The sequence below is a fragment of the Nannocystis sp. RBIL2 genome (genome assembly GCF_026626745.1).
Taxonomy (GTDB): domain Bacteria; phylum Myxococcota_A; class Polyangia; order Nannocystales; family Nannocystaceae; genus Nannocystis.
Genome location: NZ_JAPNJW010000001.1, coordinates 2,410,224 through 2,437,136 on the forward strand (window position 1 = coordinate 2,410,224; position 26,913 = coordinate 2,437,136).

At 70.7% G+C, this 26,913-nt stretch carries 19 protein-coding genes; 9 read left to right on the forward strand and 10 right to left on the reverse strand.

Annotation, left to right across the window (positions count from 1 at the left end; all coding sequences use genetic code 11):
- The first annotated feature begins 110 nt into the window (after positions 1-110).
- Positions 111-1,823, forward strand: a complete 1,713-nt coding sequence (locus tag OV090_RS09365; RefSeq protein WP_267703204.1) for an RCC1 domain-containing protein — start codon at positions 111-113, stop codon at positions 1,821-1,823.
- Positions 1,824-2,050: 227 nt separating this feature from the next.
- Here OV090_RS09365 and OV090_RS09370 read toward each other — a convergent pair whose 3' ends face one another.
- A complete protein-coding gene (locus tag OV090_RS09370; RefSeq protein WP_267703205.1) occupies positions 2,051-2,857 on the reverse strand; it encodes a hypothetical protein in 807 nt (268 codons plus the stop codon).
- A 198-nt stretch (positions 2,858-3,055) separates the two neighbouring features.
- Between OV090_RS09370 and OV090_RS09375 the strand changes: the two genes are divergently transcribed.
- Positions 3,056-3,988 (forward strand): FHA domain-containing protein, encoded by a 933-nt coding sequence (locus tag OV090_RS09375; protein ID WP_267703206.1) that lies wholly within the window; start codon positions 3,056-3,058, stop codon positions 3,986-3,988.
- A 101-nt stretch (positions 3,989-4,089) separates the two neighbouring features.
- Here the strand turns inward: OV090_RS09375 and OV090_RS09380 are convergent, their stop codons facing one another.
- Positions 4,090-5,061, reverse strand: coding sequence for a hypothetical protein (locus tag OV090_RS09380; protein ID WP_267703207.1), 972 nt, complete (start codon positions 5,059-5,061; stop codon positions 4,090-4,092).
- 169 nt (positions 5,062-5,230) lie between these two features.
- Here OV090_RS09380 and OV090_RS09385 point away from each other — a divergent pair, with 169 nt between their 5' ends.
- Positions 5,231-6,817, forward strand: a complete 1,587-nt coding sequence (locus OV090_RS09385; protein ID WP_267703208.1) for a serine/threonine protein kinase — start codon at positions 5,231-5,233, stop codon at positions 6,815-6,817.
- A gap of 199 nt (positions 6,818-7,016) precedes the next feature.
- Here the strand turns inward: OV090_RS09385 and OV090_RS09390 are convergent, their stop codons facing one another.
- On the reverse strand, positions 7,017-9,239 hold the full coding sequence (locus OV090_RS09390) for a nitric-oxide reductase large subunit (protein ID WP_267703209.1): 2,223 nt from the start codon (positions 9,237-9,239) through the stop codon (positions 7,017-7,019).
- Positions 9,240-9,457: 218 nt separating this feature from the next.
- Here OV090_RS09390 and OV090_RS09395 point away from each other — a divergent pair, with 218 nt between their 5' ends.
- Entirely contained in the window at positions 9,458-10,177 is a 720-nt protein-coding gene (locus OV090_RS09395; protein WP_267703210.1) for an ankyrin repeat domain-containing protein, read from the forward strand.
- A 302-nt stretch (positions 10,178-10,479) separates the two neighbouring features.
- Entirely contained in the window at positions 10,480-11,106 is a 627-nt protein-coding gene (locus OV090_RS09400; protein WP_267703211.1) for a CAP domain-containing protein, read from the forward strand.
- A gap of 78 nt (positions 11,107-11,184) precedes the next feature.
- Here the strand turns inward: OV090_RS09400 and OV090_RS09405 are convergent, their stop codons facing one another.
- Both OV090_RS09405 and OV090_RS09410 read right to left on the reverse strand, forming a co-directional pair.
- The gene (locus tag OV090_RS09405; RefSeq protein ID WP_267703213.1) at positions 11,185-12,408 is read right to left on the reverse strand and encodes a metallophosphoesterase; all 1,224 of its coding nucleotides are present in this window, start codon (positions 12,406-12,408) and stop codon (positions 11,185-11,187) included.
- Between the two features lie 350 nt (positions 12,409-12,758).
- Positions 12,759-13,973, reverse strand: a complete 1,215-nt coding sequence (locus OV090_RS09410) for a mechanosensitive ion channel family protein (protein ID WP_267703214.1) — start codon at positions 13,971-13,973, stop codon at positions 12,759-12,761.
- 235 nt (positions 13,974-14,208) lie between these two features.
- On the opposite strand from OV090_RS09410, the gene OV090_RS09415 reads away from it, so the two are divergent.
- Together OV090_RS09415 and OV090_RS09420 are read left to right on the forward strand one after the other, a co-directional pair.
- Positions 14,209-17,292, forward strand: coding sequence for an ATP-binding protein (locus OV090_RS09415; protein WP_267703216.1), 3,084 nt, complete (start codon positions 14,209-14,211; stop codon positions 17,290-17,292).
- On the forward strand, positions 17,289-17,699 hold the full coding sequence (locus OV090_RS09420; RefSeq protein WP_267703218.1) for a response regulator: 411 nt from the start codon (positions 17,289-17,291) through the stop codon (positions 17,697-17,699). Before OV090_RS09415 ends, OV090_RS09420 begins: the two co-directional genes overlap by 4 nt.
- On the opposite strand, the gene OV090_RS09425 is transcribed toward OV090_RS09420, so the two are convergent.
- A complete protein-coding gene (locus OV090_RS09425; RefSeq protein WP_267703219.1) occupies positions 17,696-18,169 on the reverse strand; it encodes a hypothetical protein in 474 nt (157 codons plus the stop codon). The two genes, OV090_RS09420 and OV090_RS09425, sit on opposite strands and share 4 nt — an antisense overlap.
- A gap of 297 nt (positions 18,170-18,466) precedes the next feature.
- Here OV090_RS09425 and OV090_RS09430 point away from each other — a divergent pair, with 297 nt between their 5' ends.
- A complete protein-coding gene (locus OV090_RS09430) occupies positions 18,467-19,300 on the forward strand; it encodes a DMT family transporter (protein ID WP_267703220.1) in 834 nt (277 codons plus the stop codon).
- Between the two features lie 150 nt (positions 19,301-19,450).
- Here the strand turns inward: OV090_RS09430 and OV090_RS09435 are convergent, their stop codons facing one another.
- From OV090_RS09435 to OV090_RS09450, 4 genes are all read right to left on the reverse strand, one after another.
- On the reverse strand, positions 19,451-19,741 hold the full coding sequence (locus OV090_RS09435; RefSeq protein ID WP_267703221.1) for a putative quinol monooxygenase: 291 nt from the start codon (positions 19,739-19,741) through the stop codon (positions 19,451-19,453).
- A gap of 149 nt (positions 19,742-19,890) precedes the next feature.
- Entirely contained in the window at positions 19,891-21,345 is a 1,455-nt protein-coding gene (locus tag OV090_RS09440; protein WP_267703222.1) for a VCBS repeat-containing protein, read from the reverse strand.
- Between the two features lie 100 nt (positions 21,346-21,445).
- Entirely contained in the window at positions 21,446-22,924 is a 1,479-nt protein-coding gene (locus tag OV090_RS09445; RefSeq protein WP_267703223.1) for an Ig-like domain-containing protein, read from the reverse strand.
- Positions 22,925-23,097: 173 nt separating this feature from the next.
- Entirely contained in the window at positions 23,098-24,435 is a 1,338-nt protein-coding gene (locus OV090_RS09450) for a VCBS repeat-containing protein (RefSeq protein WP_267703225.1), read from the reverse strand.
- Positions 24,436-24,718: 283 nt separating this feature from the next.
- Here OV090_RS09450 and OV090_RS09455 point away from each other — a divergent pair, with 283 nt between their 5' ends.
- Positions 24,719-26,827 (forward strand): cation:proton antiporter, encoded by a 2,109-nt coding sequence (locus tag OV090_RS09455; protein ID WP_267703226.1) that lies wholly within the window; start codon positions 24,719-24,721, stop codon positions 26,825-26,827.
- Positions 26,828-26,913: the final 86 nt, after the last annotated feature.

Here is a 26,913-nt window from a genome sequence, read left to right on the forward strand (position 1 = left end):
TACCTCACACCTTCCGGCCCTTTTGACGCCGGCGAGGCCGGTTGACCCAACTTTTTGAAAACTGTTATCAACACGGGCGACGCGAAACCGCGCACCTTCGAGGCACCTTCATGATCGCTCGTCATTCGACCTCCATCCTCCTCACCGCCGTCCTCTCGCACGCCGCTTGCGGCGACGACGGGACCACCAGCGCGAGCGACACCGCCGACACCACCACCGGCACCACCACCGACGACCCGACCGCGGCGCCGACCACCGCGATTCCCACCACCACCTCGACCACCACCGAGTCGACCGATTCGGAGACCGGCACCACCGAGCCGATCACCTCCACCACCATCGACGTCACCACCAGCGCCACCCCCGGCACCACCACCCTCGACACCACCAGCACCACGCTCGACACCACCAGCACCACGAGCGACACCACCACCAGCGACACGACGACGAGCACCACCGCCGACACCACCACCACGCTCGACACCACCACCACCGGCGCCGTCGACGACACCCCGCCAGTCGTCCTCCTCGCCCGTCCCTTCGACAACGTCCACCTCGCCAGCCGCCGGCTCGTCGTCACCGGCCAGGCCAGCGACGACACCGAGGTCGTCGCAGTCGACCTCGTCGTCAACGGCGAGGCCCCCGTGGCCCTCTCGATCGTCCCTGGACCTGTCCTCGAGTTCAGCGCCGACCTCCGGCTGCGGCGCGGCTGGAACACCATCGAGATCGTCGCCCGCGACGCCGCTGACAACAGCGGCAGCAGCGTGCGTCATGTCCACCTCGGCGTCCCGGTGGCTGCAGGCGGCGCCCACTCGCTCGCGCTCGTAAACAATGGCGCCTGGGGCTTCGGCCGCAACAACGAGGGCCAGCTCGGCGTCGGCGACCTCGTCGACCGCCTCGTCCCGACCGCCGCGCTCGGCCTCGACGACGCGGTCTCGCTGTCGGCCAACCTCAACCACTCGCTGGCGGTCACCGAGGCCGGCGCGGTCGTGGTGTGGGGCCGCAACGACGAGGGCCAGCTCGGCCAGGCGCCCGGCGCCGACGTCTCGACCCCGGCGCTCCTCGACCTGCCCGAGGTCGTGCTCGTCGCCGCCGGCCAGCGCCACAGCCTCGCGCTCACCGAGGACGGCCAGGTGTGGTCGTTCGGTCTCAACAACGCCGGCCAGCTCGGCCGCGACGGCGACTCGCTGCCCGCAGTCGTACCTGGCCTCGAGGACATCGTCGCCATCGCCGCCGGCGGCACCTACTCGCTCGCGGTCGACGGCACCGGCGCGGTGTGGGCGTGGGGCAACAACACCGACGGCCAGCTTGGCGACGGCATGACCGTCGACTCGCCTGTCCCGAAGGCCATCTCGATGGTCGACGCAGTCGCCGTCGCCGCCGGCAAGGCCCACACCCTCGCAGTCGCCCCGCTGGGCAGCCTGGCCGCCTGCGGCCTCAACGTGTCCGGCCAGCTCGGCGACGGCCTGAACGCCGACAACGAATTGCTGCCGGTCGCCGTCCCCGAGTTCGCCGACGTCCTGACCGTCGCCGCCTCCGGCAACCTCTCGCTCGGCCTCGCCGGCGACGCCGCGCTGTGGGCCTGGGGCCAGAACTTCTCCGGCCAGCTCGGCCTCGGCGACACCGCCGACCGCCCCGCGCCCACCCTGGTCCCCGGCCTGCCCCCCGTGCGGGCGATCTCCGCCGGCCTGGCCCACTCCGTGATCCTCGACGAGAACGGCGGCGTCTGGGCCTTCGGCCTCAACTCGTTCGGCCAGCTCGGCAAGGGCGACTCCGGCAACGCCACCAACAGCGCAGTGCCCCTGCTCGTCGCCCTGCCCTGATTCGTCGCCGGCGAGGAATGCACGCACCTGCCGAAAAAGACATGTGTGCATTCCTCTCCCGCTCGCCCCGAAGCAGCTCGAGGACCCGGACACCGGCTCAACCCCCTGCCCCGAGCGACAGTAGGACTGCGCGCTCCCAGGGGTCTCGAGCGCTTCCGGCTCCTCGAGCCGGGCCCACGCAGCATCATCCCGGCTCGGCGATCCTCATCCAGCGCGACGTTTCGCGCTCAGAGGGGATCGCACTGGACGTACAGCCCGTTGCAGCCGCCGCCGCCCGTCGGGTTGAACGAGGTCGAGCCGCTCGTGGTCGGAGTGCCGCAAGCGCCGCGCTGCGAGTTGTGGTCGTACAGGTACACGTTCACACCCGGCGCGTCGTAGATCTGCGCGATCGCGTACGAGCTGCAAGGCGCATTGCCGGTGTCGGAGACGAACGAACTGCACGACACCGGGTCGCCGCGCAACGGCCCACACGTGTGCGTCTTGGTGTCGTACTCGCAGGACGCCGACGCGAAGGTCTTGACGTAGGCCTTCTGCGAGCCGCAGGGGTGCGAGAACGAGGCCGAAGCGACGGCCGCCGCGCCGCAGGCGACCGGATGGGCGTCCACGAAGCCGCTGATGTCGAACGAGCAGCGGAACTCGAGCTCGTCCGCCGCCGCCTCGCCGCTCGAGCTCGCCTGGATGTCGGTGATGTAGTCATGCAGCTCCGCCAGCTTGGCGCGGGCGTCGTCGCTGTCCTTGACGGACAGGTTCGACTCGAGCTCCTCGGCCACGGAGATCAGGCTGGCGATCGCGTGGGCCTTGCCGGCCTCGCCCAGGCCGAGGAACTTCTTGTTGCCGAGCTCGTCCCAGCTGGCCCACAGGCCAGGCTCGACGGCGACCCACTCGTCGCCGAACCCTAGCGCCGCGGGCGTGAGCGCGTCCGAGTCGCTTTCCTCGGCGATGAGCTCGCCGTCGGGCGTCGGTTCGGTGTCACACGCGCCGAAGGTCAGGGCCCCGGCGAGGAGGGCGAGGGAGATTGAGGAAAGGTTCTTCATGACGTCGATCGATCCTTCGATACAGGGGAGAAGCGGCGCCGATGCGAAGGAACATCCGTCGCTCTCGGCAGCGTCATGAACCCTTCTAATGAATGACGGCGGCCCACGCACCACACGCCGGTCTCAACCCGAGCGCGTGGGATCGACGTGGGATACCCGGCTTGAAGTCGTGCCGCCTGCGGGGTAAGAGCGCTCGTCATGCAGTTCCCCTCGGCCCGGATCTACGTCCCGCTCAACCAGGTCGTCGTCACCGTACATCCGGGGAGCTTCGTCGGCCGCCTGCCGACTGCCGACATTCACATCGTCGACCCCCGCGTCTCCGAGGCACACGCGCTCGTCAGCCTGCGCGGGAACGCGCTCAAACTGCTGTCGCTGCGCGGCCCGCTGCGCGTGGCCGGCAAGACCGTGGACCCGGCGCCGCTCGAGCCCGGGACGCAGATCGAGCTGGCATCCGGGATCGAGATGTTCGTGGAGGATGTCCAGATCCCGCCGGTCATGCTGGTGCTCTGTGGGACCGAACAGGGCACGGTGGAGCTCGGGGCGGCGACCTACTCGCTATTACCGGGGACGAGCCAGGGACGAGCGACGGTGCGCCTGGTGCCCGACTATGTCGACGGTGCGCCGGCCCACGTGTGGTACAGCGCCAATACATTGTGGATCCGCCAGGCCGACGGCGCGGCCGAAGAACTGGTGCCCGGGCGCAAATGGCAGGTGGCCGGCTGCCCGCTGTGGTTGGTCGAGCTGCCCCTGACCAGCACGTCCGACACCCTGGCCAATCGCGACGTCGAGGGGCCGAGCTCGCTGCGTCCGCTGGTGCTGATCGCCCGCTACACCTCGCTTCATGTCCAGCAGGGCGGCCGTACGCTGATCGTCCATGGCAAGCCGTCCGAGCTGACCAGCGAGTTGGTCCGCTTCGGCGGCGGTCCAGTGTCGTGGGACGTGCTGGCGGGCGAAGTATGGGGTCGAGAGATGGACCGCATCTTGCTTCGCAAGAACTTCGACGCGACGATGGCGCGGCTCCGGGCGCGTCTCAAGGAGGGCGAAGTCCGCGAGGATGTGGTGGCGCTCGACGGCAAAGGTAACGTCGAGCTGGTACTCCACCCCGAAGACAGGGTGCTCGATCAAACGTGAAGACGCGGCGCTCGCGGTCGCCCCCGGCGATGCGCGCGAGACGCTCGCTGGAGCGTTGTTCGTGGCGTGAGGCGCAACATGACAGCGCATGCGGCGAGCACTCAAAACCGGCCCACCCACGTGAGCCCGACGCTGGTCGGGCCGATGGAGGGACGGAGCCGGGGCGCGGCGTGGCGCTGGCGGGCCGCCAGGATGACGAGAGCGATACCTGTGCCGAGCAAGAGAGGCCCAGTGACGAGGCCGGTGAGGGCGAGACGGTTCGCCCGCTTGCCGTCTTCGTCGACGGTGGCGCACGGATCGCGCCCGGCGCCGGGCTGACATTGATGGGAGACGTACTCGCGCTCGAGCGAGCGGATGCGGACGATATTGACAGCCATGACGGTGAAGGCGCCGATGCTGGCTGCGAGGCTGATGGCCCCGCCCGCCGCGAGGCCGCGCCAGCGGGGCATCTCGCGGCCGGGCTCCTGCTCGGGGTCGGCAGGCTTCGGCGACGTGATCTCCATGTCGACGGGCTGCGTCTGGGTCGGCGTCTCCACGACGGCCGCTTCATCCGAGGCCGGCTCGAGCGCGTCCCCGGAGGATGCGGGGCCCAACCGGGGCGACGGCGGCATCATGGCCGCCCTCTCCCCCGGGGCTCGTCGCGTCCTCAGCTCGACGAGGCGGGCGTAGAGAGCTTGGTGCCCCTCCGTGTGTTCGGCGACGCCCGGGTACGCGTGCTCGAGCGTGTCCAGGTAGCGAATGACGACCACGATGGCGCGCGTCAAAGCGGCGTGCGCCGCGGCGTGGTCGCCAGCCTGCAGCGCCGCATCGTGAGCACGTTCGTAGGCCCGCGTCGACCGCTCGATCGCGGTCATGCGACGCAAATGATATTTGTCGCACTCCGCATATTCCTGCGCAGATTCATCATACAGCGCGCCGGCGGACCCATAATTGCCGGCGGCGTGCTCGGCATTGGCACGGGACTCGCGCGCCCGGGCCTCGAGCGCCGAGGCACCAGGAGGACACTCGCGCATCGGCTGCGCAACCGATGCGCTGCCGAGGCTGGCGCTGCAGCACACGATCAGGAGCTTCATCAAAAGGCGGCCAAGATACGGCCGATCGACGGCAAGATCCAGGCGATTGCGAGGGTGCTTTCTCAGATCTTTTTGTATGGTAAATTACCATAACGGCACTGGATAGCCGCGATGGCTCTTGGCAAATTTCCTGGTTGTCCCGCTTCGGGCCTGGTAACATGACCGGGGGGTGAGCTGGGATCGGAACATCGGTCGGGTGCTGGACCGCCGCTATGAGCTGGTGGAACGGCTCGCGGAGGGCGGCATGGGACTCGTTTACCGGGCCCGTCACGTGCAAACAGAGGCGGCGCTCGCCGTGAAATTCCTGCGCCCCGAACTTTGTGCCAATCTCGCGTTCGTTCGCCGACTCCAACGCGAGGCCAAGTATCTGGCGCTGGCCCGGCACGACAACATCGTCGAGCTCATCGACATGCAGCCGGAGGCGGCGGAACCGTACCTGGTGACCGAACTGCTGGTCGGTGAGGATCTCTCGGCGTTGTTGCAGCGGGAGGGCCGGCTGCCTTGGAGGCGCGTGCAGGCGCTCTTGCTGCAAGTGTGCGACGGCATGCAGCGTGCCCATGAGTGCGGCCTGGTCCATCGCGACTTGAAGCCCGCCAATTGCTTCGAGCTCGCGCACAACGGCCGGCTCAAGATCCTCGACTTCGGTGTCTCGAGGCCCGTCGATCGCGCGGGCGACAAGGCCCACTCGACCGCATTCGGCCAGATCTGCGGGACGCCAGGTTACATGCCGGTCGAGCAGTGCATCGGCGATGACATCGACGCGCGCGCCGACGTGTACGCCGTGGGCGCGATGATGTTCGAGCTGCTCACGGGGCGCCTGCCCTTCGGCAGGGCAAGCCCCTTCGAGTTCGTGACCCGACTGAACGGCATGGAGCCGCCGACGATGGCCTCGGTCGCCGAGCGGCTGGATTGCCCGGCAGCGGCCGAGCTCGTGGTCCGGCGCGCGCTCGCCTGGCGCCGAGACGACCGCTACGAAGGGATGCGAGAGCTGGCAGCGGCGCTCCGAGCGTGCTCGGCCACCACCCCCCAGGAGGTCCTTCCGGAGCCTGCCAGCGCCAGCCAGTCGTCGCTCCTGCCCAGCCCGCAGCACCAGCCCGAGCCCGCCGCCGTGTCCCTGTCGCTCCCGGTGATTCGGATGGCCGACCCGAATGCGAGCACCGTTTCACAGCCCCGCCCCGGCCGGCGTCGCCGGGCCCTGGGAGCAGCGGTGTTGCTCTCGGGTGCGACCGCGGTAGCCTGGGCAACCCTGCCGTCCGAAGCGAAGCCGAGGCACGAGGACAGCGCGGCGGCTCCACCGACGACGGTGCAGCGCATGCCCGAGGTCGACGAGGGCCGCTGTGACATGGATGAGCCGCCGACGACGACGATCGTCCAGTGCGAGTCGGTCACCCGCGCGGACGCGCCAGCGCCGGAGATGGAGCCCGAGGGCGCACCGCTGGCGCTAGCGAGCGTCGCCCCCCTCGACTCACCTGTGCCGGCGTCGGGGCCGTCGTCGACGTCGGTCCGCAAGGCCCGACAGCGCCAGCTCGAGCAGGCGATGTCGCAGCTCGTGCAACGACTGGAGCTGCGCCGTTATGTCAGCCACGTCGAGATCACCCTCGAAGTCTCGTCCGAAGGCGCGGTGCAGGCGCTACGCGTGCGCAACCTCGAGGGGACCCGGCATCAGGCGCAAGTCGAAGCGGCCCTCCGCGAGTTGACCGTCAAGCCATTCCCCGGCGGGACTCTCAAGATCTCGCGCCCTTACAATTTCGATTGAGCGCCGCCCGAACGCCCACCGCGAGCGCCGATCGGCGACCGAGTCGCGGGCAAGCCCTCCCGACCGGGACAGAAAGAATCGACTACGTCGATGTGCATCTCGAGGCTGGTTCGGCGGAGAACTACAAGAATCCTCTCGAGACGGTGATCTCCGCGTTCGCGACTGTCGCAGAATCGCGCGCACGCGGCTGGCCCTGGCGTCAGGGCCGGCGATAGGCGTGGCCGGTGGCGAGCGCCCCGACGAACGCGACCAGAGTCACTGCACCGAGCGCGAACACGGTGTCGCCGACGATCCGCAGCCAGCGGAGCACGTCCATCACGCCAGTCTGCAGGAACTCCGAGCTGCGGGCGTACCAGTACCCGACGTCGACCGCGGCCTGGGTCTGCAGCAGGCCGATCGGCAACAGGCTCAACATCACCATCGCCGCCAGCCCGCCGTTTATCGCCCAGAACGCCGCCGCGATCCACCCCTCGCGCCACGCGAGCCCGGGCCTGAGCGCGCGCAGGCAGAACAACATCAAGCCGATGCCGAGCATGCCGTAGACGCCGAACAGCGCGGTGTGGCCGTGCACCGGCGTGGTGTTGAGGCCCTGCATGTAGTAGAGCGCGACCGGGGGATTGATCATGAAGCCGAACAGGCCGGCGCCGATCGTGTTCCAGAACGCGACCGCGATGAAGAAGTAGATCGGCCACTTGTAGGCCTGGACCCACGGCCTCGCCCGCGACAGGCGCAGGTTCTCCCACGCCTCGAAGCCGACGAACATCAATGGCACGACCTCGAGCGCGCTGAACACCGACCCGAGCGCCAGCACGAACGTCGGCGTGCCGGAGAAGTAGAGGTGATGCAGCGTCCCGATGATGCCCCCGGACAGGAAGATCGTCGACGCCAGCAGCACGGACCGCCCGGCCGTGGCGAGGCGCACGAGCCCGAGGCGCGCGAACAGGAACGTGATCACCACCGTGGCGAACACCTCGAAGAAGCCCTCGACCCACAGGTGCACCACCCACCAGCGCCAGTACTCCGCGATCGCCAGGTTCGTGTGCTTGCCGTACGCCAAGGCGGCGCCGTAAAACCCGGCGATCGCCACGGAGGCGACCGTGAACAGCACGAGGATCGGTCGCTGCTCGTCGCGCCGCCGCAGCGCCGGCCCGATCGCCCGGGCCACCAGACCGAGCCACAGCAGCAGGCCGACGAACAGGCCGATCTGGAACGCGCGGCCGAGCTCGATGTACTCGTAGCCGCTGTGGCCGAAGTAAAACCACGCGTCGCCGGTCCCGAGCTTCTGCATCACGCTCAGCCACTGGCCGACCATCGAGCCGACGACGACCAGCAGGAGCGCGCCGAACAGCACGTCGACGCCGACGCGCTGGCCGCGGGGCTCGGCGCCGCCGATCACCGGGGCGATGTACAGCCCGGCGGCGAGCCAGGCCGTGGCGATCCACAGCACCCCGAGCTGGGTGTGCCACGTGCGCGCCAGGACGTACGGGAGCACCTGGGACAGCGGGATGCCATAAAACCCGTCGCCCTCGACGCCGTAGTGCGCCGCGATCACGCCGAGGAGGATCTGCACGAGGATCAGCGCCGACACGACCCAGAAGTATTTCACGGTGGCCCGCTGCGACGGCGTCGTCATGGCGCCGATCAGCGGATCGGACTCCGGCGTGGCCTCGGGGAGCGGCTCCGGCGGCCGCGCGGAGTGCCACCACGCCATCGCGCCGATCCCCGCGAGCAGGAGGATCACCGACACGCCGGTCCACACGAGCGCGTCCCCCGTGATGGTGTTGCCGACCAGCGGTTCGTGCGGCCAATTGTTCGTATACGTCACAGTGTCACCCGGCCGCAGGGTGGTGCTCGCCCACGCCGACCAGAACACGAAGGCGGCCAGATCTCGCTGCGCGCCGGGATCGGTGAGCGTGCCGGCCGGGATCGCATAGTCCTCGCGGCCGCGGCCGAACACCTCGGCGAGGTGCGCGGCGTTGGCAGCGAAGGCGCGCGCACGGACGGGCTCGATCGTCAGGACGCCGCTCGTGTCGTCGTGACCGTTGGGGCGGATGCTGGCCTGCAGGCGCGAGCGGAGGGCCGCGCGTCGTTCGTCCGGCAGCGCGGCATAGCTCTGGCCGCCCTCGTCCCGGGCCCACGCGTCGAGGATGTAAATCGCCTCCCGGTGCAGCCAATCTGCGCTCCAGTCCGGCGCGACGTAGCTGCCGTGCCCCCACACCGAGCCGATCTGCATGCCCCCCAGCGCCTGCCACACGTTCTGCCCGCGCTCGATCGCCCCCGCGTCGATGACCTCCGCGCCGTCAGGCGTCACGACCTGCCGGGGGATCGGCGGCGCCTGTTGATAGATGCGGACACCGACCCAGCCGAGGACGCCGAACGAGAGGACGATGACGAGCACGAACACGGTCCAGAGTTTCTTCATGAAGGCCCCGTGGCGAGTACAGGTCCGTATACAGCGAGTGGGCCCTGCAGTCACACACGATTCGACCTTCACCGCAAAAGAAGCAGCGGGCTCTGCCGACCCGCCCCGGCAAACATTGCAGGCTCACCGCGCGCCCCCTCGTCGTAAAAGTCAGTAGTCTGGCCATCGCTGCGAGCTGCTGATTCCGAATCGCCGCTTGGCCTGGTACGATCGCCGCCATGCCCCGCAGACTCGTGCAAGGCCAGCCGCTCGCCGACGCGATCACGAGCGCCATCCGCCGCGGCGACCTCGCCACCCTCGAACGGTTGCTCGGCGACGACGACGATCTGGCGACCGCGGAGCTCGTGAGCGCCGACGGCAGCGCCCGCAGCCTCCTGCACCTCGCGACCGACTGGCCGGCGAACGTTCCCAACGCAGCCGCGCTCGTCCGCACCCTCGTCGCCGCCGGCGCCGACGTGCACGCCCGGTTCAGCGGCGGCGCCCACCAAGAGACGCCGCTGCACTGGGCCGCCAGCGCGGACGACGTCGCGGCCCTCGACGCGCTGCTCGACGCCGGCGCCGACATCGAAGCCCCGGGCGCAGTGATCGGCGGCGGCACGCCGCTGGCCGACGCGGTGGCGTTCGGCCAGTGGCGAGCCGCGCGCCGCCTGATCGAGCGCGGCGCTCGGGCCTCGCTGTGGCAGGCCGCAGCCCTGGGCCTGTCGGCGCAGGTCGAGGCGGCGCTCGCGGCCCGGCCGCCTGCGGCCGAGATCACGAACGCCTTGTGGTGCGCCTGCCACGGCGGCCAGCGTCACACCGCCGAGCTGCTCGTGGCCCACGGCGGCGACCTCGAGTGGATCGGCCACGACGGCCTGACCCCGCTGGGCGCCGCGAGACGCAGCGGCGCCCACGAGCTCGTGGCCTGGCTCCGCGAGCGCGGCGCACGGTCGCCGGCCTGATGCGATTCGAATGGAAGGACACGAGCCGACACGCGCATTGCAAATCACAGGTGCGCGCGAGTGGGAGACCGTGCCTCGCATGGGTGCGACATCGGGGCTGGGCCGCCCGGTCCTCACGCGTTGCCTCGCGGCCTCACCACACCGCACGCGGCCAATAGACATATGTCCCTTGAACCATAATCTCCAAAAATCTCGCCATAACCAGCGTTCTGCGGCCCGCGCGATCGCCGGGGCGCGCTCACGCCCGCGCCGCTCCGCACATGCGCGCCGACGATCGCGGCAGTGATGATATAGATGCAAGCATGAACAACACCTCGCGCATTCTCGCCCTCCTCGCCCTCCTCGCCCCCGTCGCCTGCGACGTCGACGACGAAACCGCGACCGCCATCGGCGAGGGCGTCGTGGGCATCGGCCTCGATTCGACCCAAATGGAGGATCTCGGCATCGAGGAGCTGACCGACGCGGTCGACCCGTCGTTCGCCTGCAGCGACGCCGGCTGGGACCCGGCCTGGGCCACGTTCGAGGACCAGGTGCTCACCCTCGTCAATCAGAAGCGCGCCGCCGGGGCCGTCTGTGGCGGCGTCAGCAAGCCGCCCGTCCCGGCGGTCACTGCCCAGGCCCAGCTCCGCTGCGCCGCCCGTAACCATTCCAAGGACATGGGCGTCAACAACTTCTTCAGCCACACCGGCTCGAACGGCTCGGCCTTCTCCCAGCGGATCACCGCCGCCGGCTACGTGTGGAAGGCCGCCGGCGAGAACATCGCCGCCGGCTACTCGACCGCCGCCCAGGTCGTCGCCGGCTGGATGACCAGCACCGGCCACTGCAACAACATCATGAACGGCAATTACAAGCACCTCGGCGTCGGCTACTATTACGCCGCCGGCGCCACCTACAAGCATTACTGGACGCAGGACTTCGGCAAGAACTGAGCCTCGTCCCGCGCGCCCGGGGCATCGTCGTCCGCGCGGCGGATCGGCGGTGCCCCGCCGCCGTTTCTGGGCCGCGCGTCAGCCGACGTCGAGCTCGATCGTGAAGTCCTGGTCGGCGGCGGTGAGGTACTGATCGTACCACGGCGAGTACGTCCGCACGTGCATCGTCCGCCCGTCGGGCTCGAGCTCGAGCAGCCGCAGGTAGCCCTCGCCGCCGAGCTCGCGGTGCTGATAGTTGGAGAGCATCTGGTGGACCACCCGGCCGTGGTCGTCGACGCTGGCCAGGTAGCCGGTGCCGTCGCCGAGCACGTGACCGCTCAGGGTGAGGACGAAGCGGTGCTGCCGGACCAGCTTCTGCCACAGCTCCTCGCCGTCGTTGACCCCGCCCGGGGTGCCGTACCAGTGCGGGTTGTAGGCCTGCGGGTAGATGTCGTCGTCGTGGTCGTAGCGCCGGTCGTTGTGGTTGAGGTACGCGTGGGTGACGAGGATCCCCAGGCGATCGGCGTACAGCCCCATCACGTCGTTGGCCCACTCCACGACCTCGTCGCGCGGGCCCCACTCGAGCAGCAGGGCGACCCACGAGTGCCCGCCGGCGTCGAACAGGTGGAAGCTGTTGTCGAGCTTGCCCGCCTCGAACGCGCCGCCGAAGCTCGGCATCAGCTCGGTGTCGTCGAACGAGAACCATTGGTTGAAGAGCGTCTCGCGGGTCGAGGCGTCGCCCGACGGGCCGTAGTCGTGGTTGCCGGTCACGAGCCCGTACGGCACGATCCCGTCGAGCTCCGCCATCGCCGCGCTGGCCCGCTTCCACTCCGACTCCTTGTTGTAATGCACGAGGTCGCCGAGGTGGAACACGTAGGCGATGTTGCGATCGATCGCGTTGCGGGCGATCCACTTCGTCTGGCTCGAGAACACCCCGGGGAACCGCAGCGAGTAGTACTGGGTGTCCGGCAGGACCACGAAGGTCGTCGAGCCCTCGACGAACAGCGGCAACGACGGCCCGGGCGGGGTGGGCGGCGGCTCGGGCGGCTCGGGCGGCTCGGGCTCGGTCGACGGCGCCTGCAGATCGCAGCCTCCGTGCGCCCCGCCGACGAGCTCGTCGAACAACTTCGTGCCGTCGTTGGCGCGACCGGTCGGCCCGGCGCAGCCGCCGTGCCGCGGGTCGTCCGCGTCGCCGCCCTCGTCGGCCTCGTCGACCTGCGCCCCCGTCGGCGCGCCCGGGTAATCCTGCAGCGCGTCCTGACACGCGACGATCGACAATGCGACAGTGACCAGGCCGAGGCGCCGGCGAAGAGCTGCATCCATGCATCGATCTTACCGGCGCCGCCACGCGTCAGGACCGGCCCACAAGGCCGAATGCGGCCGCAAGCGCCGCTGTCGCGCTGTCTGAAACGACAGGTTACTGTCACGATAGGTCGTCGCCGAAGGCGTCGGCGCCGATGTAGGCCAATCCGTCGACATCGCCGCATGCCGCCGTCGCTCCGCGCCCGCGTCGTCGCCGGGCGCCGATCGACGCGCGCCCGCGCTGTCTGACCGCGACGATAGACGGGCCCCGCGCAGCGCAGACTGTCTGCACCCGGACGCGGGAGGAATTGCCTCGCCGCCGAGATCTGCGGCCCGCGTGAGCGCCGGCAGCGCCGGCCTGGTCGCGCGGGTCAGCCCGCGGCGGCGACCGCCGGACTGTTCGGACCCGGACTGTTCGGACCCGGCGACGTGCTCTCCTCCGGCGGCACCACGTAGAGGGTGCGGCTGGGGAACGCGAACTCGTAGCCGAGCTCGCGCATGTCGCGGAGCAGCTCGAGCAGCAGAATCTGATGCTGCGCGACGAACACCCCATAGTCGGCGGTGGTCACCCAGTACACGACCTCGTACTCGATCGCCGATTCGCCGAGGGCGACCAGCGCGGCGCGGTCGAGGCGGACCTGCTCGCGCCGCTCGACGGCGGCGCGCAGCAGCTCCGGCAGCCGCTCGAGCAGCTCCTGCGGCGTCGAGTAGACCACGCCGACGCGCAGCACGACCCGTCGCTCCTGCATGCGGGTGAAGTTCTGGATCCGGCTCGACAGCAGGTCGTTGTTCGACAGCACCAGCTCCTCGCCGCCGGCGGCCGCGAGCACCGTGCTGCGCATGCCGATCCGCCGCACCGTGCCCGAGAGCTGGCCGACCTGGATCGCGTCGCCGGGCTGGAACGGCTTGTCCATGATGATCGAGACCGACGCGAGGATGTCGCCCAGGACCTTCTGCACCGCCAGCGCGATCGCCACGCCGCCGACGCCGAGGCCGGCCACCAGCGCCGTGATGTCGATGCCGAACGCCGACAGCGCCACCAGCAGCACGATCGACCACACGATGACGAGGCCGGCCAGGCGCAGCAGCGCCTGGGCGATCGGCGTGACCTGCGGCGACGCGCCCTGGGCGTGCACGTGCCGGGCGAAGCGGTGGTCGACCAGGTAGCGCACCACCGTGCTGGCCCAGATCCCGCCCTGGATCATCCCGCCGACGATCAGCGCCGTGTGGACCCGATGGTCCCACCGCTCCGGCAGGTCGAGCATCAGCGTCGACAGCCGCAGCCCGAGCAGCGCGAAGAACCACCCGCGCGTGCGCTCGATCAAGTCGGCGATCGCGTCGTCGACGTCCGAGTCCGTCTTCACCGCGTGCTTGCGCACCCGCCTGCACAAGGTCCGCCGCACGAGCATCAGCGTCGGCGTCATCGCCAGCAGGATCACCGACGCGGCCATCCACTGCAGGCCCGTGATCCCGAGCCAGGACCGCTCCAACAGCCCTCCGAGGACATCTCCCATGGCGCGGGCGAGCATAACCGACTTCACCGCGGGCGCCACGCCGCAGGCCGCGCGCGCGTTCCCCCGGGACATGACTCTCAGCACATGCTCCGAAGTACATGCCCGAAGAGCCATCCTGGCTGGCGCGAGCGCCGGCTCCGTGTACGGGCGAGCGCATCCGTGTCGGCCGTCACCGGGCGCCGGCGCGAGGTGCGGCGAACCCGCGGCGCCCGGTGCGGAGCCCCCGCGGAGCTTATGACGGGGGGCTACGGCGTTTTCGCGACCGGCGCGAGGGAGCCGGCGGCGCTCACGTATCCTTGTCGTCGCCGTGATTCCGGGGACAGAGTTGGCCGAGCTGCTCGACGACGGCCTGTTGGTCGTCTCCCACGAGGGCCGGGTAAGGGCCGCCAACCCCGCGGCCGAGCACGTGCTCGGGACGGAGCGGACCGCGTTGATCGGGCGCGGCCTGGCGTCGCTGTTCGTGGGCGCGCCCGAGGGTCTGCTGCTGGAGGCGTGCGCCGGCAGCCGCGAGCTGAGCCTGCGCGCGACCACCCGCCGCGGCTTCGCAGTGGCGGTCCGGATCGTCCCCCGCGCTGCCGACGCGTGGGTGTTCGTGCGCGGGCAGGTCGAGCCGAGCCCCGCGGCGCTCAAGGACTTCGACGTGGTGCGCACGATCCTCGACCACGTGCCGGTGGTGCTGTTCGCCGTCGACGCCGACGCGATCATCACCCTCAGCGAGGGCCACGGCCTCAGCCTCCTCGGCCGCGCCCCGGGCACCAACGTCGGCCGCTCCTGCTTCGACGCCTACCGCGACGTGCCGTGGATCCTCGACAGCATCCGCAAGGCGCTGGCCGGCCAGCCCGTCACGATCGTCGGCGAGCTGCGCGGGCGCGTGTTCGACGTCCACTACTCGCCGGTCCGCGGCGACCGCGGCGAGATCACCGGCGTGCTTGGCGTCGCCCTCGACGTCACCGAGCGCGAGCGGGCGATGGAGAAGCTGGCCTCGCAGCAGGCTGTCCTCAAGTACCTGCTCGCCAACGTGCCGCAGGCGATCTTCTGGAAGGACCGCCAGCGGCGGTTCCTCGGCTGCAACCAGAAGTTCCTCGAGCACACCGGCCTCGACAGCGAGGACCAGCTGCTCGGCAAGACCGACCACGACATCTGGGCCTCGCGCGAGGAGGCCGACTTCTTCCGCCTGATGGACGAGCGGGTGATGTCGAGCGGCGTGCCGATCCTCGACATCGAGGAGCCGCTGCGCCGCCCCGACGGCCGCCAGACCTTCATCCTCACCAGCAAGGTCCCGATCCGCGACGACACCGGCGAGGTCACCGGGCTGCTCGGGATCTACGTCGACATCACCGAGCGCAAGCGCATCGAGCTCGAGGTCCAGCGCGCCAAGGAGGCCGCCGACGCCGCGCTGCGGGCCAAGAGCGAGTTCCTCACGGTGATGAGCCACGAGCTGCGGACCCCGCTCACTTTGATCCTCGGCCCGCTCGAGGCGCTGCTCGCCGACCCGGCCGAGCCGCTCAGCGACAGCACCCGCGCCTCGCTCGCCCGCACGTGGCGCAACGCCTCCCGCCTCGGCCGCCTGGTCGACGACATCCTCGACTATCAAAAGCTCGAGGCCGGCAAGATGAAGGTCGTGTGGGAGCCGGTCGACGTCCACGACCTCGTCGAGGGCATCGTCCTCGACGCCGAGCCGGCCGCCCACAGCGCCGGCATCGGCCTGCGCCACGAGCTCGCCGGCGACGTGCGGACCGTGCCGCTCGACCGGCGCATGTTCGAGAAGATCATCCTCAACCTCCTCGGCAACGCCCTCAAATTCACCCCCGCCGGCGGCACGGTCACCGTCTCGCTCGCGCGCCACGGCGACGCTCGCATGCGCCTGTCCGTCCGGGACACCGGCCCCGGGATCGCGCCGGACGAGCACGAGCGGGTGTTCCAGCGCTTCCAGCAGCTCGACAGCTCGATCAGCCGCAAGCACGAGGGCACCGGCCTCGGCCTCGCCATCGTCCGCGAGTTCGCCGAGGCCATGGGCGGCGCCGTCCACCTGTGCAGCGAGCTCGGGACCGGCGCCTGCTTCGTCGTCGACCTGCCGATCGACGCCGACCGTCTGGCCCAGCTGGGCCCGCCGACGCAGCGACCCACGCGTCCCCCGCCGCCCGTCGGCCCCGCGGTCACCGTCCCCGTCGTATCCCCGGCGCCCGCGCCGGGCCGCCCGCGCGTCATCGTCGCCGAGGACAACGCCGACATGCGGGCCTATATCGCCTCGGTCCTGCACCCCGATTACGACATCGTCCTCACGGCCACCGGCGCCGAGGCGCTGGCGGCCATCCGCGAGCGCCGGCCCGACGTCATCGTGTCCGACATCATGATGCCGGAGATGGACGGCTACGAGCTCGTCACCCGCCTCAAGCGCGCGCCGGAGCTGCGCGACATCCCCGTGGTCGTCCTCAGCGCCAAGGCCAGCCGCGAGGAGGCCGTCCGCGGCCTCGAGATCGGCGCCGACGACTACCTGCCCAAGCCGTTCGCCCCCGCCGAGCTGCGCGCCCGCGTCGGCGCGGCCCTCCGCCTGCACCGCGTCCACCTCGAGGTCGTCGCCCAGAAGCACGAGCTCGAGCAGACCCTCCACATCCTCAAGGACACCCAGGACCAGCTGGTCCAGTCGAGCAAGATGGCCGCCGTCGGCACCCTCGTGGCCGGCCTCTCGCACGAGCTCAACAACCCGGTGGCCATCATCCGCATGAGCGCGCAGATGCTGCTGCGCCGGGGCTCACGCGACCCGTTCGTCCGCCGCACGCTCGAGCGGATCGATCGCCACTCGCAGCGGTGCGCCGGCCTGGTCGAGGCGCTCCTGGCCTACAGCCGCCGCCGGCCCCAGGTCGCCGAGCGCTGCGAGCTCGGCCACGTGCTCACGTGGCTGCTGGAGCTCGCCCGCCCCGAGACCGCCGAGCGCGGGATCCGTCTCGTCGCCGACTTCGCGGCGGAGAAGCTGCCCGCCCTCGTGGTCCACCGACCCGCGCTCGAGTCCGCGCTGCTGAATGTGATCGGCAACGCCGCCGACGCCACCAGCCGAGGTGGTATCATCGAGGTCCACGCGCGCGCCGCTGCCGGCGACGACGACGTCGACGGCGCGGAGATCCTCATCCGCGACAGCGGCGTCGGCATCGCCCCGCAGGCCCTCCCCCACGTGTTCGAACCGTTCTACACCACCAAAGCCCCGGGCAAGGGCACCGGCCTCGGCCTGCCGATGACGCAGAAGTTCGTCCAGGCCCACGGCGGCACCATCCACGTCGACAGCGAGCTCGGGCGCGGCACCACCGTCCGCATGTGGCTGCCGCTGGTCCCGCCCGAGCCGCCCGAGCCGCCCCTGCCGCCCGAGCCGACGCGCCTGGCCCAGGAGGCCCCGTGACCGCCGTCGACGCCGCCGGCGGAGCGACCGACGCCTGCGCGCTCCCGCGGGTGCTGGTGGTCGACGACGAGCGCGACATGCTCGAGATCTTGCAAGACTTCTTCGAGAGCGAGGGCTACACGGTGCAGGTCGCCGACAGCGGTGAGCGGGCGATCGAGCTGTGCCGCCGCGGCAGCTTCGACGTCGCCATCACCGACATGCGTATGCCCGGCATCGACGGCCTGCACACGCTCATGGGCCTGCGCCAGCTCGACCCCCGCCTGCCGGTCATCGTCGTCACCGGCTACGCGTCCGACGACACCGAGCAGCGCTGCCGCAACGCCGGCGCCTTCGACTGCATCCAAAAGCCGGTCGACCTCGACACGCTGCTGCGCCTCGTCGGCGCCGCCGTCCAGGCCCGCGACTAATCGAGCGGTCCGCGGATCCCGGCCGCGTAGAACCACTCGTCGAGCGCCGCCGGGAACACGCCGGCGCGCCACAACGTGCCCACCGCCTGCAGTCGCTCGCGCAGCAAGAACGCCTCGGCCCCGCTCTCGGACAGGTCGTCCTCGTGCAAGCGCCGGCGAAACGACTCGGGGCCGAGAAATGCGGCGATCCCCGCCTCGATCCAGGCCACCGATTCGGCGAGGTACGCACGTGCTCGGCCGTCGCCCAGGCCCCGGTTCAGGATGCACGTCGTCCGCCACGCATGACCGATGCACTCGAGCCCCTGGCGCGTGAACGCCTCGGAGATCTCGGCGGCGGCCGTATCATAAGAGACGATCGTGGCCTCCGCCCAACCGGAAGCGTCGACGTCGAGCGCCGGGCCCGTCGGCGACGAGGCGACCGCGGCGTAGGCCCTGCGCGCGCAGGCCTGGGCCAGGACGCCCCAATTCAAGGGAGCACGGACCGCTGCCGCGTCCAGGATCGCAGCCGGTCCCCCGTCCAGCACCACTCGCAATTCGTCGGGCATAAAAAATGGCGAGGACCGTTCGCTCGCAGCGTGTCCGTCGGAGAGCGTCGGGCGCTCGTCAGGACCCGCGCTCGCGCCCCCGCTTGCCGAGATAGCGGCGCCCGCCGCCGCGACGGATCCCTCGCGCGCTCGTGGTGACGCTCACGGTGCCGCGGTGCTGCGAGCCCCGGCCGACGCGCCGGCGCTTGGCGGACGCCGGCGCGAACGACTATCGTCGTCCGCGTGAGCGGCACCGACCTCGCCTACGCGCTCGTGCTCGTGTCGGGCGCGCTGCATGCCACGGTCAACGCGATCCTCAAGGCCGGCAGCGACAAGTTGGTCGGCCGCGCCCTCATCGACGCCGCCAGCGCCGCGTTCGTCCTGCCCGCGCTCGCCTTCGTCCCGCTGCCGGCGGGCGCCTGGAGCTGGCTCGTCGCCTCGCTGGTGATCCACCTCGTCTACCTCTACGCCCTCGTGCGCGCCTACGAGGTCAGCGACTTCTCGGCCGCCTACCCGGTGGCCCGCGGGACCGCCCCGCTGCTGACCGCCGTGGTCGTCCTCGGCGTGTTCCACGAGCCCGCGCGGCCGCTCGAGTGGGTCGGCATCGTCGCCATCGGCGCCGGCATGCTGGCCATGGGCCTCGGTCGCCACCTCAGCCGCGCCGCGCTCGGCTGGTCGCTGCTGACCGGCGTGTGCATCGCGGGCTACACCGTCGTCGACGCCTGGGGCGTGCGCGCGGCCCCGTCCGGCGCGAGCTACATCGCCTGGCTGTTCGTCCTCCACGGCGTCGTCATCAGCTCCGTGTTCGCCGCCATCCGCGGCCGCGGCGTCCTCGCGGTCGCCCGTGAGCAGTGGCGCCCCGGCGTGATCGCCGGCGCGCTCAGCATCGGCACCTACGGCCTCGCCCTCGCCGCGTACCGCCTCGGCCCGACCGCCCCGCTGTCCGCCCTGCGCGAGACCGGCATCCTCGTCGCCACCGTCATCGCCGTCGTCTGGCTCAAAGAGCAGGTCACCCCGCTGCGCGCCGCCGCGGCCGCCGCGATCGCCCTCGGCGCGGCGCTGATCCTGGCCGCTTGAAGTAAAACGGACATGTCCATTCGGACATGCCCTCTCGAACATGCCCTTCTCGTCATGTCCAGACGCAGGCGGCCGGAGCGTCCGCGCCGGTCAGCTCGCCCGCGCTCGTCGAGCCTGTCTCTTCAGACATTCTCGTTCAGGCATGCCGACTCAGACCTCGTAGCGCTCGCGCGCCGGCGGGCCCTCGACCAATTTAAAAAATGCCACCGAGGGGTCGTCCGGGCCCTTGTAGTGCTTCGCCAGCGCGCCTTGCAAGGCCGCGACGTCGCGCCAGCGCTCGAGCATCACCAGCACGTCGGGGTCGGTGTGGCCGACGAACAGCTCGTATTGCTCGCACCCGTCCTCGCCGCGGACCTTGTCGATGATCGGGCCGAACCCGTCGATGAACGCCTGCGCCGCGCCGCGCTGCACGCGAAACGTGATGACCTGCCGGATCGCCATGGTTTGCCTCCTGAGGCCGCGAAACACACCACGAACGGCCCCCACCCGCGCACGTGCACGACGCGCCCCGGCGCGAGTTCGCGCACGTGCGTGCAGCGAGAGGGCGCGCATGTCCCGAAAGACATGCCGCGCCCTCAGCCGAGCGCGGGTCACGACCCGGTGAGCAGGATCTGTACCGTGTTGCCGACGGCATCGACGATGTCCGCCTTGCCGTCGCCGTCGAGGTCCCCTGCCGCCAGGCTCGACGCGTACCCGCCGACGTTGCTCTGGACGCAGGGCGCATCGACGTAGACGACGTGGACCGCCAACGCGTGCCACGAATTGACCAGCAGGTCGCCGCGGCCGTCGCCATCGACGTCGGCGATCCTTTCGAGGCGGATCGGCCGCTGGACCGGGAGGTCCGTGCCCGGCATGAGCTGCGGCCACGTCTGAATCTGCCCGCCACCGACCACTTCGCGGTGGGCGACCACATCGAGCGCGGCGTCGCCGTCGATGTCGCCGATCGCGACCCCGTCGTAGGGCGTGACGCCGACGCCGGGCATCGTCGCCACCGTGGCAAAAACACCGGTCTCCGGCTCGTACTCGAGGACCTCCGCGCGCAGCGGGGAGGCGCGCGTCACCACCACGTCGAGCCTCGGCTCGCCCGCCACCGCCCCCACCGCGGCGAAGAAGAACTCGTCACCGGGCACGTCGTGGGGCTCGACCACGAAGCCGCCCATTCCGTCGCCGCGGTACAGCACGATCTCGGCCTCGTACGAGCCGCCGAGCGCCACCAGATCGGCGTCTCCGTCGCCGTCGAAGTCGCCGGCCCGCAGGTCCATCGGAGGGTGAGTCGTCGGCGTCACGACCGGCTCGGCGAACGACGCCGCCTGGCCGAAGAGCAAGCTCATCGCCCCGGGCTCCCACCCGCGACCGATAGCCAGGTCGAACGAGCCGTCGCTGTCAAAGTCGGCGATCGCCAGCGATTGATGCGACATCTCCAGCCCGGTCGAATGGGTGGTGCCGGGCAAAAATCCGCCGGCCCCGTCGCCGAGCGCCACCTCGACCAGGGAGTCCTCGGCGAGCAGTACCACCAGGTCGAGCGCGCCGTCGCCGTCGAGGTCTACCAGCTCCACCTGGGCCGCCCTGCCGAGGAGTTCGAACTCCGACACCACGAAGGGCTGGCGCTCACACGTCGGGATCGCCGGGAGCGGCCTGCAAAAGCCCTCCTCGCTGCACTCCTGACTGTCCCCGCATTCGCCGTCGGCGCCCCCGCAGGGCACGAAGTTGCACGGCCACGGCTCGCCCGGCGCGCACACGTGACATTCCGACCAGTCGAGCCCGCAGATCTCGGGCTGTGGCTCGCCCTCGCAGATCTGCGCGCCCGCCTGGCCGTCGACCTGGCACTCCTGCGTGTCGCCCGCGACGGGGCATTTACAGTCCACGTAATCGGACGAATCATTCGGCAGGTCTTCCGAGGGCGGGATCATCCCGTCGGTCGGCGCTCCGGAGCTGCTCGATCCGCCGCTCGTCGTCCCCGAACTACCCTCGGTCTCGCCCTGGGTATCCGGCCCGCACGCCGTCCAACAAAGGCCTGCCACCAGTAATTCCAGGCGTATGCGCATGCCGAAGAGCATGCCACGGACCGGCGGTCTGGACCATGCGCGAGCGCCTCGTCGCGCGTTTGGAGTCACCGTGTCGGGTCTTCGCCGGCGACGGATTCGGTCAGATCCGGCGACGCCGGCGCAGCAGCGGCACCAGCACCAGCCACGCCAGCGGCCCCGCTTCGCGGCTCGACGCGCACGCGCAGCCGCTCTCGGCCGCGTCCGTCCCGGCCGTCGCCGCGTCCTCTGCCGCGGTCCCGCTCGTCGCCTCGCCGCTGCTGCTGCTCGCGGCCTCGGACTCGCCCGCGCCCGTCACCGCCTCGCCGCTCGTGCTCGTGCTCGTCGGATCGGCGGTCCCGCTGCTGCCATCGCCCTCGCTCTCCTCGCCGCTGCTGCTGCCCGGGGTCTCGGGCTCGTAGTCGTCGGGCACGTCCCAGAAGCCATCGTCGTTCACCGGCGGCGGGCCCATCGCCCCGGTCGAGAACGTGAAGCTCCAGCCATCCAGCGACTCGCCGTGGATCGTCTGCACCCCGGGATCCACGGTCACCACGTAGACCTCGTCGGCCAGCAGATCGCTGGTCGGCTTGACATGGACCACGTGGGAATCGTCGCCGTAGAACAGATCGATCTCGATCGGCGCCTCCACCTCCGCCGAATCGACCACGTGGAATTGGCCGGCGCTCAGCGCCGCCTCGTCGAGCCCGCGCGGGAACACGATCGAGATCCACGACTCGATCGATGCGGCCTCGGTCGCGTGCCCGCTCGCGCCGTCGGCCGGGAATGTCCACAGCACCGGCCGCGGCAGCGGCTCGCCGTGGAGCAGCGCCCAGTTGCTCTGCCAGTAGCGGCGGGCGACCTCCGCCTCGCTGGGCGGATTGCCGGGAGCGGCCGGATCGTCGTCGTGCGCCGCCGCCCACGGAAAATCGGCCTCCGCGTCGGCCAGCCCCTCCGGGTCGGCCGCGATCGCCGAAACCGCGTGGATGGCGAACCCGACCAGGCCCACCTTCTGCGCCATGCTCCCGCCGTCGATCGTCTTGCCGACCACCGATTCGAACAGCGCCAGCAACGGTGCCGTCGGCAGCCACGCCATCGGCACCTCGCCCGGCCCGGTCGCCCCGGCCCACATCACGTCCGAGTCCTGATCGAACTCCGAGTGATCCTTCGCCTCGTAGAACCGCGAGCGCTCGAAGAACATCGCATCATAAGTCTGGTCGGCGATCCCGTGCGACGTCATGCCGAGGTAGAACGCCAGGTGCAGCCGCGCCTCGTCCGACCACGGCGGCGCGAAGTTGTCGGCGATCCACCGGCGATAGGCCTCCTGCACCGGCTCCCAGTGCGACGATTCGCCCGCCGCGCCCTCGTCGGCCGTCGCGCCCGGCGTATAGCCCCAGTCGGGGAACATCGTGCCCGTGTACAGCGCCTGCCGCAGCGCCGGGTCGCCGACCAGCGCCCGCAGCGACCCCTCCGCCGGCACCAGCTCGGCCGCGGTCTTCGAGATCCACTGATGCGAGACGTTGCCGTTGGCCCGCGCCTCCGCCGACAACAACGCAGCGCACGTTCCGGAGAGCGCGAAGAGCAAGGGCCAGCGCCGGAGAGCCATGCGCGTCACGCTACCCGACCGCAAGCGGCCCAGGGACGACGTCTGCAGGACGCGCGGCTCGCTCCGTGGCCTGCTCGTACGCCGGCTCGTCTTCGGCTCCTCGTTGCGGGGATCTCCCTGACCCGCGCGCCCATGGCGTCGTGGCCGGCCACCGGGCAGGTTCGGCCGTGTCCTCACAGCCCGTGAAAAACCCACAGCGCGGGGCTCGAGGGGCTGGCCGCGACGATGTCCGGGTGGGCGTCGCCGTCGACGTCGCCGACCGCGAGGAGGTCGTGGGTGACGCGAGCCGGCATCGGCACCAGGCCCTCGCAGACGAAGCCGCCGTCGCCGTCGCCGGGGAGGAGCATCAGGGCGTCGCTCGTGGTGACCGCGACCAGATCGGGGTGACCGTCGCCGGTGATGTCGGCGACCCGCGCGGAGGTCGGCGTGGCGCCGGGGCGCAGGCCGTGATCGAACGGGCTAAAGCCGCTCGGGCTGTCGGCGCTCTGACGCAGGACGTGGATGACGGAGCCGGCCGGGTCGCGGAGCAGGGTGACGAGCTCGAGCTCGGGGGTCGCGTCGAGCTGGGTCGCGAGCGCCTGATGATAGACGACCTCGTAGCCGCCGAACCCGAAGCCGACCTCGTCGTCGAACCATGAGCTCGGCCGGGCGCGGTAGATCGCAACGCCGAACGGATCGGGGCCAATTACGTCGGGCAAGCCGTCGAGCGTGACGTCGACGAGGCTGGCCAGCGGCGTCAGCGAGACCGGCATGTCCTGGCGCTCGGCGAAGCCGCCGAGGCCGTCGCCGCGCCACAGAGTCAGCGCCGGATCGCCGAGGCTGACCGCGAGGACATCGCGGCCGTCGAAGCCGTCGACGTCGGCGACGAACAGCTGGGCCGCGACGGAGCCGGCGAGCATCGGACCCGCGACCCATGTTCCCTGATCGGCGAGCAGGACCATCACCTCGCCGGCGTCGGCGCGCGCGAGCACGAGGTCGATGTCTGCGTCGCCGTCGAGGTCGCCGGTGGCGAGCACCGGCAGCTCGAAGGGCGGTCCGAGCGCGACGGCGCCGCCCGGCGTGAACGCGCCGGCGCCGTCATTATGAAAAATTTCGAGCTGCGCCGCCGCGGGCTCGACGACCGCGAGGTCGAGATCGCCGTCGCTGTCGAGATCGACCAGCGCGAGGGCCCCGGGCGCGTGCGGGAGGCCCCAGTCGACCGCCACGAGCGCGAGCTCGTCGCAGGTGGGCAGCGTCGGCGCGACGGTGCAGCTCGCGTCGACGCAGACATGTCCGAGAGGACAGCCCTCATCGTACGCGCACCAGCCGGGACAGGGGATGTCGAGGCTGCGGCACTCCGACGAGGTCGTGACATGCGACGGATCGAAGCCGGACGGGTCGACGCCGGTGCTCGCGGTCGTCTCTGCCCCGTCGCTCGTCGCATGCGTGGTGGTGCCCGGCTCCGAGGGTGCGCCCTCGCTGTCCTCGCCCGGGGCGGCGGGGCCGCAGGCGAAGCAGAACAGAACGGTCACGAGGCGCCGCATCCTCGCCACGGTACGCCGCCGCCGGCATTCCCGGCAAGACCGACGAGGCCCGACCGGCGCGAACCCCATCGCCTGCAAGCCGTCGTACGCATTGCGCATCGCGTTCGCAGCAGCTCGCGGGCGTGAGCCGTCCCACCGCGAGCCGTTTCGCCGTGACGCGACGGAGCCACGAACGCCGCGGGCCCGTCGAGCTTGCGCGGCGCATGACATCTCGGACATGTTTTGCCCGCTCCGTGCGGCGGTCGGCCCGCGCGTGTATCGTCGCTCGCGCATGGCCGCCGACCTCGCGCACTACGTCCGTGATCTCAGCATCATCCTCGGCACGGCGGCCGCGACGGGCCTCATCTCGCAGTCGCTGCGCCAGCCCCCAGTGCTCGGCTACCTGATCGCCGGCATGCTGATCGGCCCGCACGTGCCCGGCATCGTGCTCGGCGGGCCCGACAGCCTCGACATGACCCAAAACCTGTCGGAGTTCGGGGTCATCCTGCTGATGTTCAGCGTCGGCCTCGAGTTCAGCCTGCGAAAGATCGCCCGCATCGGCCCCGGCGCCGGCCTCACCGCGGTGTTCGAGATCGGCCTGATGATGACCCTCGGGTTCTTGGTCAGCGCGCTGATGGGCTGGAGCACGATCGAGAGCCTGTTCCTCGCCGGTTGCATCTGCAGCTCGTCGACCATGATCGCCGCCAAGGCCTTCGAGGAGCGGAAGCTGCGCGGCAGCTTCGTCGACCTCACCTTCGCCATCCTCGTGTTCGACGACATGACCACGATCATGGTCTTCGCGGTGCTGACCGCGATCGCCTCGGGCGCGGGCCTCGGCCCGGGGGAGTTCGCGCTGTCGGTCGGCCAGCTGTTCGGCTTCCTGCTCGCGCTGCTGGCCGGCGGCCTGTTCGTCGTGCCGCGCGCGATCCGGGCGGTGGTGCGGCGCGGGCGCGACGAGCTGACGCTGCTCGCCGCGATCGCGGCCTGCTTCGGCATGGCGTCGCTCGCGGCCCTGGCCGGCTACTCGATCGCGCTCGGGGCCTTCATCGCCGGCATCCTCGTGTCCGAGTCGGGCGAGGGCGGGCGCATCGAGCCGCTGGTGCTGCCGGTGCGCAACATCTTCGCCGCGATCTTCTTCGTCGCCATCGGCATGCAGATCGATCCGCTGCAGATCCTCGCCAACTGGCCGCTGGTGCTGATCTTCACCGCCGTGGTGCTGGTCGGCAAGGTCCTCGGCGTGTCGATCGGCGCGTTCCTGTCGGGCAACGGCTTCAAGGCCTCGGTGCGCGCCGGCATGAGCTGCGCGCACAACGGCGAGTTCTCGTTCATCATGGCGTCGTTCGCCATCTCGAAGGGGATCCTCGGCGATTGGGTGTTCCCGGTGGCCGTCGGCGTGTCGGTGCTGACGCAGCTGACCGCCCCGCTGATGATCGGCCGCTCGGAGTCGGTGGCGCTCGCGCTCGAGCAGCGGCTGCCGGCCAAGCTGCAGACGTTCATCACCTTCTATCAGTCGTGGATCGAGCAGCTCCGCAGCGCGCCGCGCACGGTCTCGGTGTGGTCGCAGATCCGCGGCGACGTGGTCGTGCTGGCGCTCGACGCGGCGCTCCTGTGGGCCGTGCTCGCCGGCTCCAACCTGGTCCACTGGTGGGTCGTCACCGAGCTCACCGAGCGCTTCACCCTGCCGCCGTGGCTGGTCGAGCTGACGTGGCTCGGCGGCACGCTGCTGCTCGCCGCGATCTTCCTGCTCGGGGCGCTGCGGCGCGCTGCGGCGCTGGCCCACCGCCTGGCCGAGATGGTGATCCCGGTCCGCGGCGGCAAGCTCGACCTCGGCTCCGCGCCGCGCCGCCTGTTCGTGCTGGTGCTCGAGCTGGCGCTGTGCCTCGTCGTCGGCCTGCCGCTGGTCGGCATGGCCCAGCCGTTCCTGCCGCTGAGCGCCGCGCCGCTGGTGCTGCTGGTGGTGGTCGTGGCGCTGGTGATCAGCGTGTGGCGCAACATCGCCCACCTTCACGGCCACGTCCGCGCCGGCACCGAGCTCATCGTCGAGGTGCTGGCGAAGCAGAGCCGCGAAGGCGGCGGCGAGACGACGGCCCAGAGCTCGCTCGACGACGTGCAAGCGCTGCTGCCCGGCTTCCCGGACATGACGCCGGTGCGCCTGCACGAGGGCAGCGCCGCGGTCGGCCTGACTCTGGCGCAGATCAACCTGCGCGTGCGCACCGGCGCGACCGTCCTGGCAGTCAGCCGCGACGGCGCCAGCGCCGAGGTCCCGTCCCCGCGCGAGCTCCTGCGCCCCGGCGACATCCTGACGCTGACGGGCTCGGAAGCGGCGATCACCACCGCGAAGACGCTGATCCACGAGGGTCCGGCGGCCGACCCGGCGCGGCTCGAATCCCAGGACGCCTGATCCGCTGATTCGCATCACCAATCATAGCAGCTCCGCGAAGACGCTGAGCCACGAGGATCCGGCGCAGCTCGAATCACAGGGCGCAT

Coding starts and splice junctions, on each gene's coding strand:
- OV090_RS09375 (WP_267703206.1), top strand. CDS start 3,056: ATGCAGTTCCCCTCGGCCCGGATCTACGTCCCGCTCAACCAGGTCGTC.
- OV090_RS09400 (WP_267703211.1), top strand. CDS start 10,480: ATGAACAACACCTCGCGCATTCTCGCCCTCCTCGCCCTCCTCGCCCCC.
- OV090_RS09410 (WP_267703214.1), bottom strand. CDS start 13,973: ATGTCCCGGGGGAACGCGCGCGCGGCCTGCGGCGTGGCGCCCGCGGTG.
- OV090_RS09405 (WP_267703213.1), bottom strand. CDS start 12,408: ATGGATGCAGCTCTTCGCCGGCGCCTCGGCCTGGTCACTGTCGCATTG.
- OV090_RS09455 (WP_267703226.1), top strand. CDS start 24,719: ATGGCCGCCGACCTCGCGCACTACGTCCGTGATCTCAGCATCATCCTC.
- OV090_RS09390 (WP_267703209.1), bottom strand. CDS start 9,239: ATGAAGAAACTCTGGACCGTGTTCGTGCTCGTCATCGTCCTCTCGTTC.
- OV090_RS09365 (WP_267703204.1), top strand. CDS start 111: ATGATCGCTCGTCATTCGACCTCCATCCTCCTCACCGCCGTCCTCTCG.
- OV090_RS09445 (WP_267703223.1), bottom strand. CDS start 22,924: ATGGCTCTCCGGCGCTGGCCCTTGCTCTTCGCGCTCTCCGGAACGTGC.
- OV090_RS09370 (WP_267703205.1), bottom strand. CDS start 2,857: ATGAAGAACCTTTCCTCAATCTCCCTCGCCCTCCTCGCCGGGGCCCTG.
- OV090_RS09440 (WP_267703222.1), bottom strand. CDS start 21,345: ATGCGCATACGCCTGGAATTACTGGTGGCAGGCCTTTGTTGGACGGCG.
- OV090_RS09435 (WP_267703221.1), bottom strand. CDS start 19,741: ATGGCGATCCGGCAGGTCATCACGTTTCGCGTGCAGCGCGGCGCGGCG.
- OV090_RS09395 (WP_267703210.1), top strand. CDS start 9,458: ATGCCCCGCAGACTCGTGCAAGGCCAGCCGCTCGCCGACGCGATCACG.
- OV090_RS09380 (WP_267703207.1), bottom strand. CDS start 5,061: ATGAAGCTCCTGATCGTGTGCTGCAGCGCCAGCCTCGGCAGCGCATCG.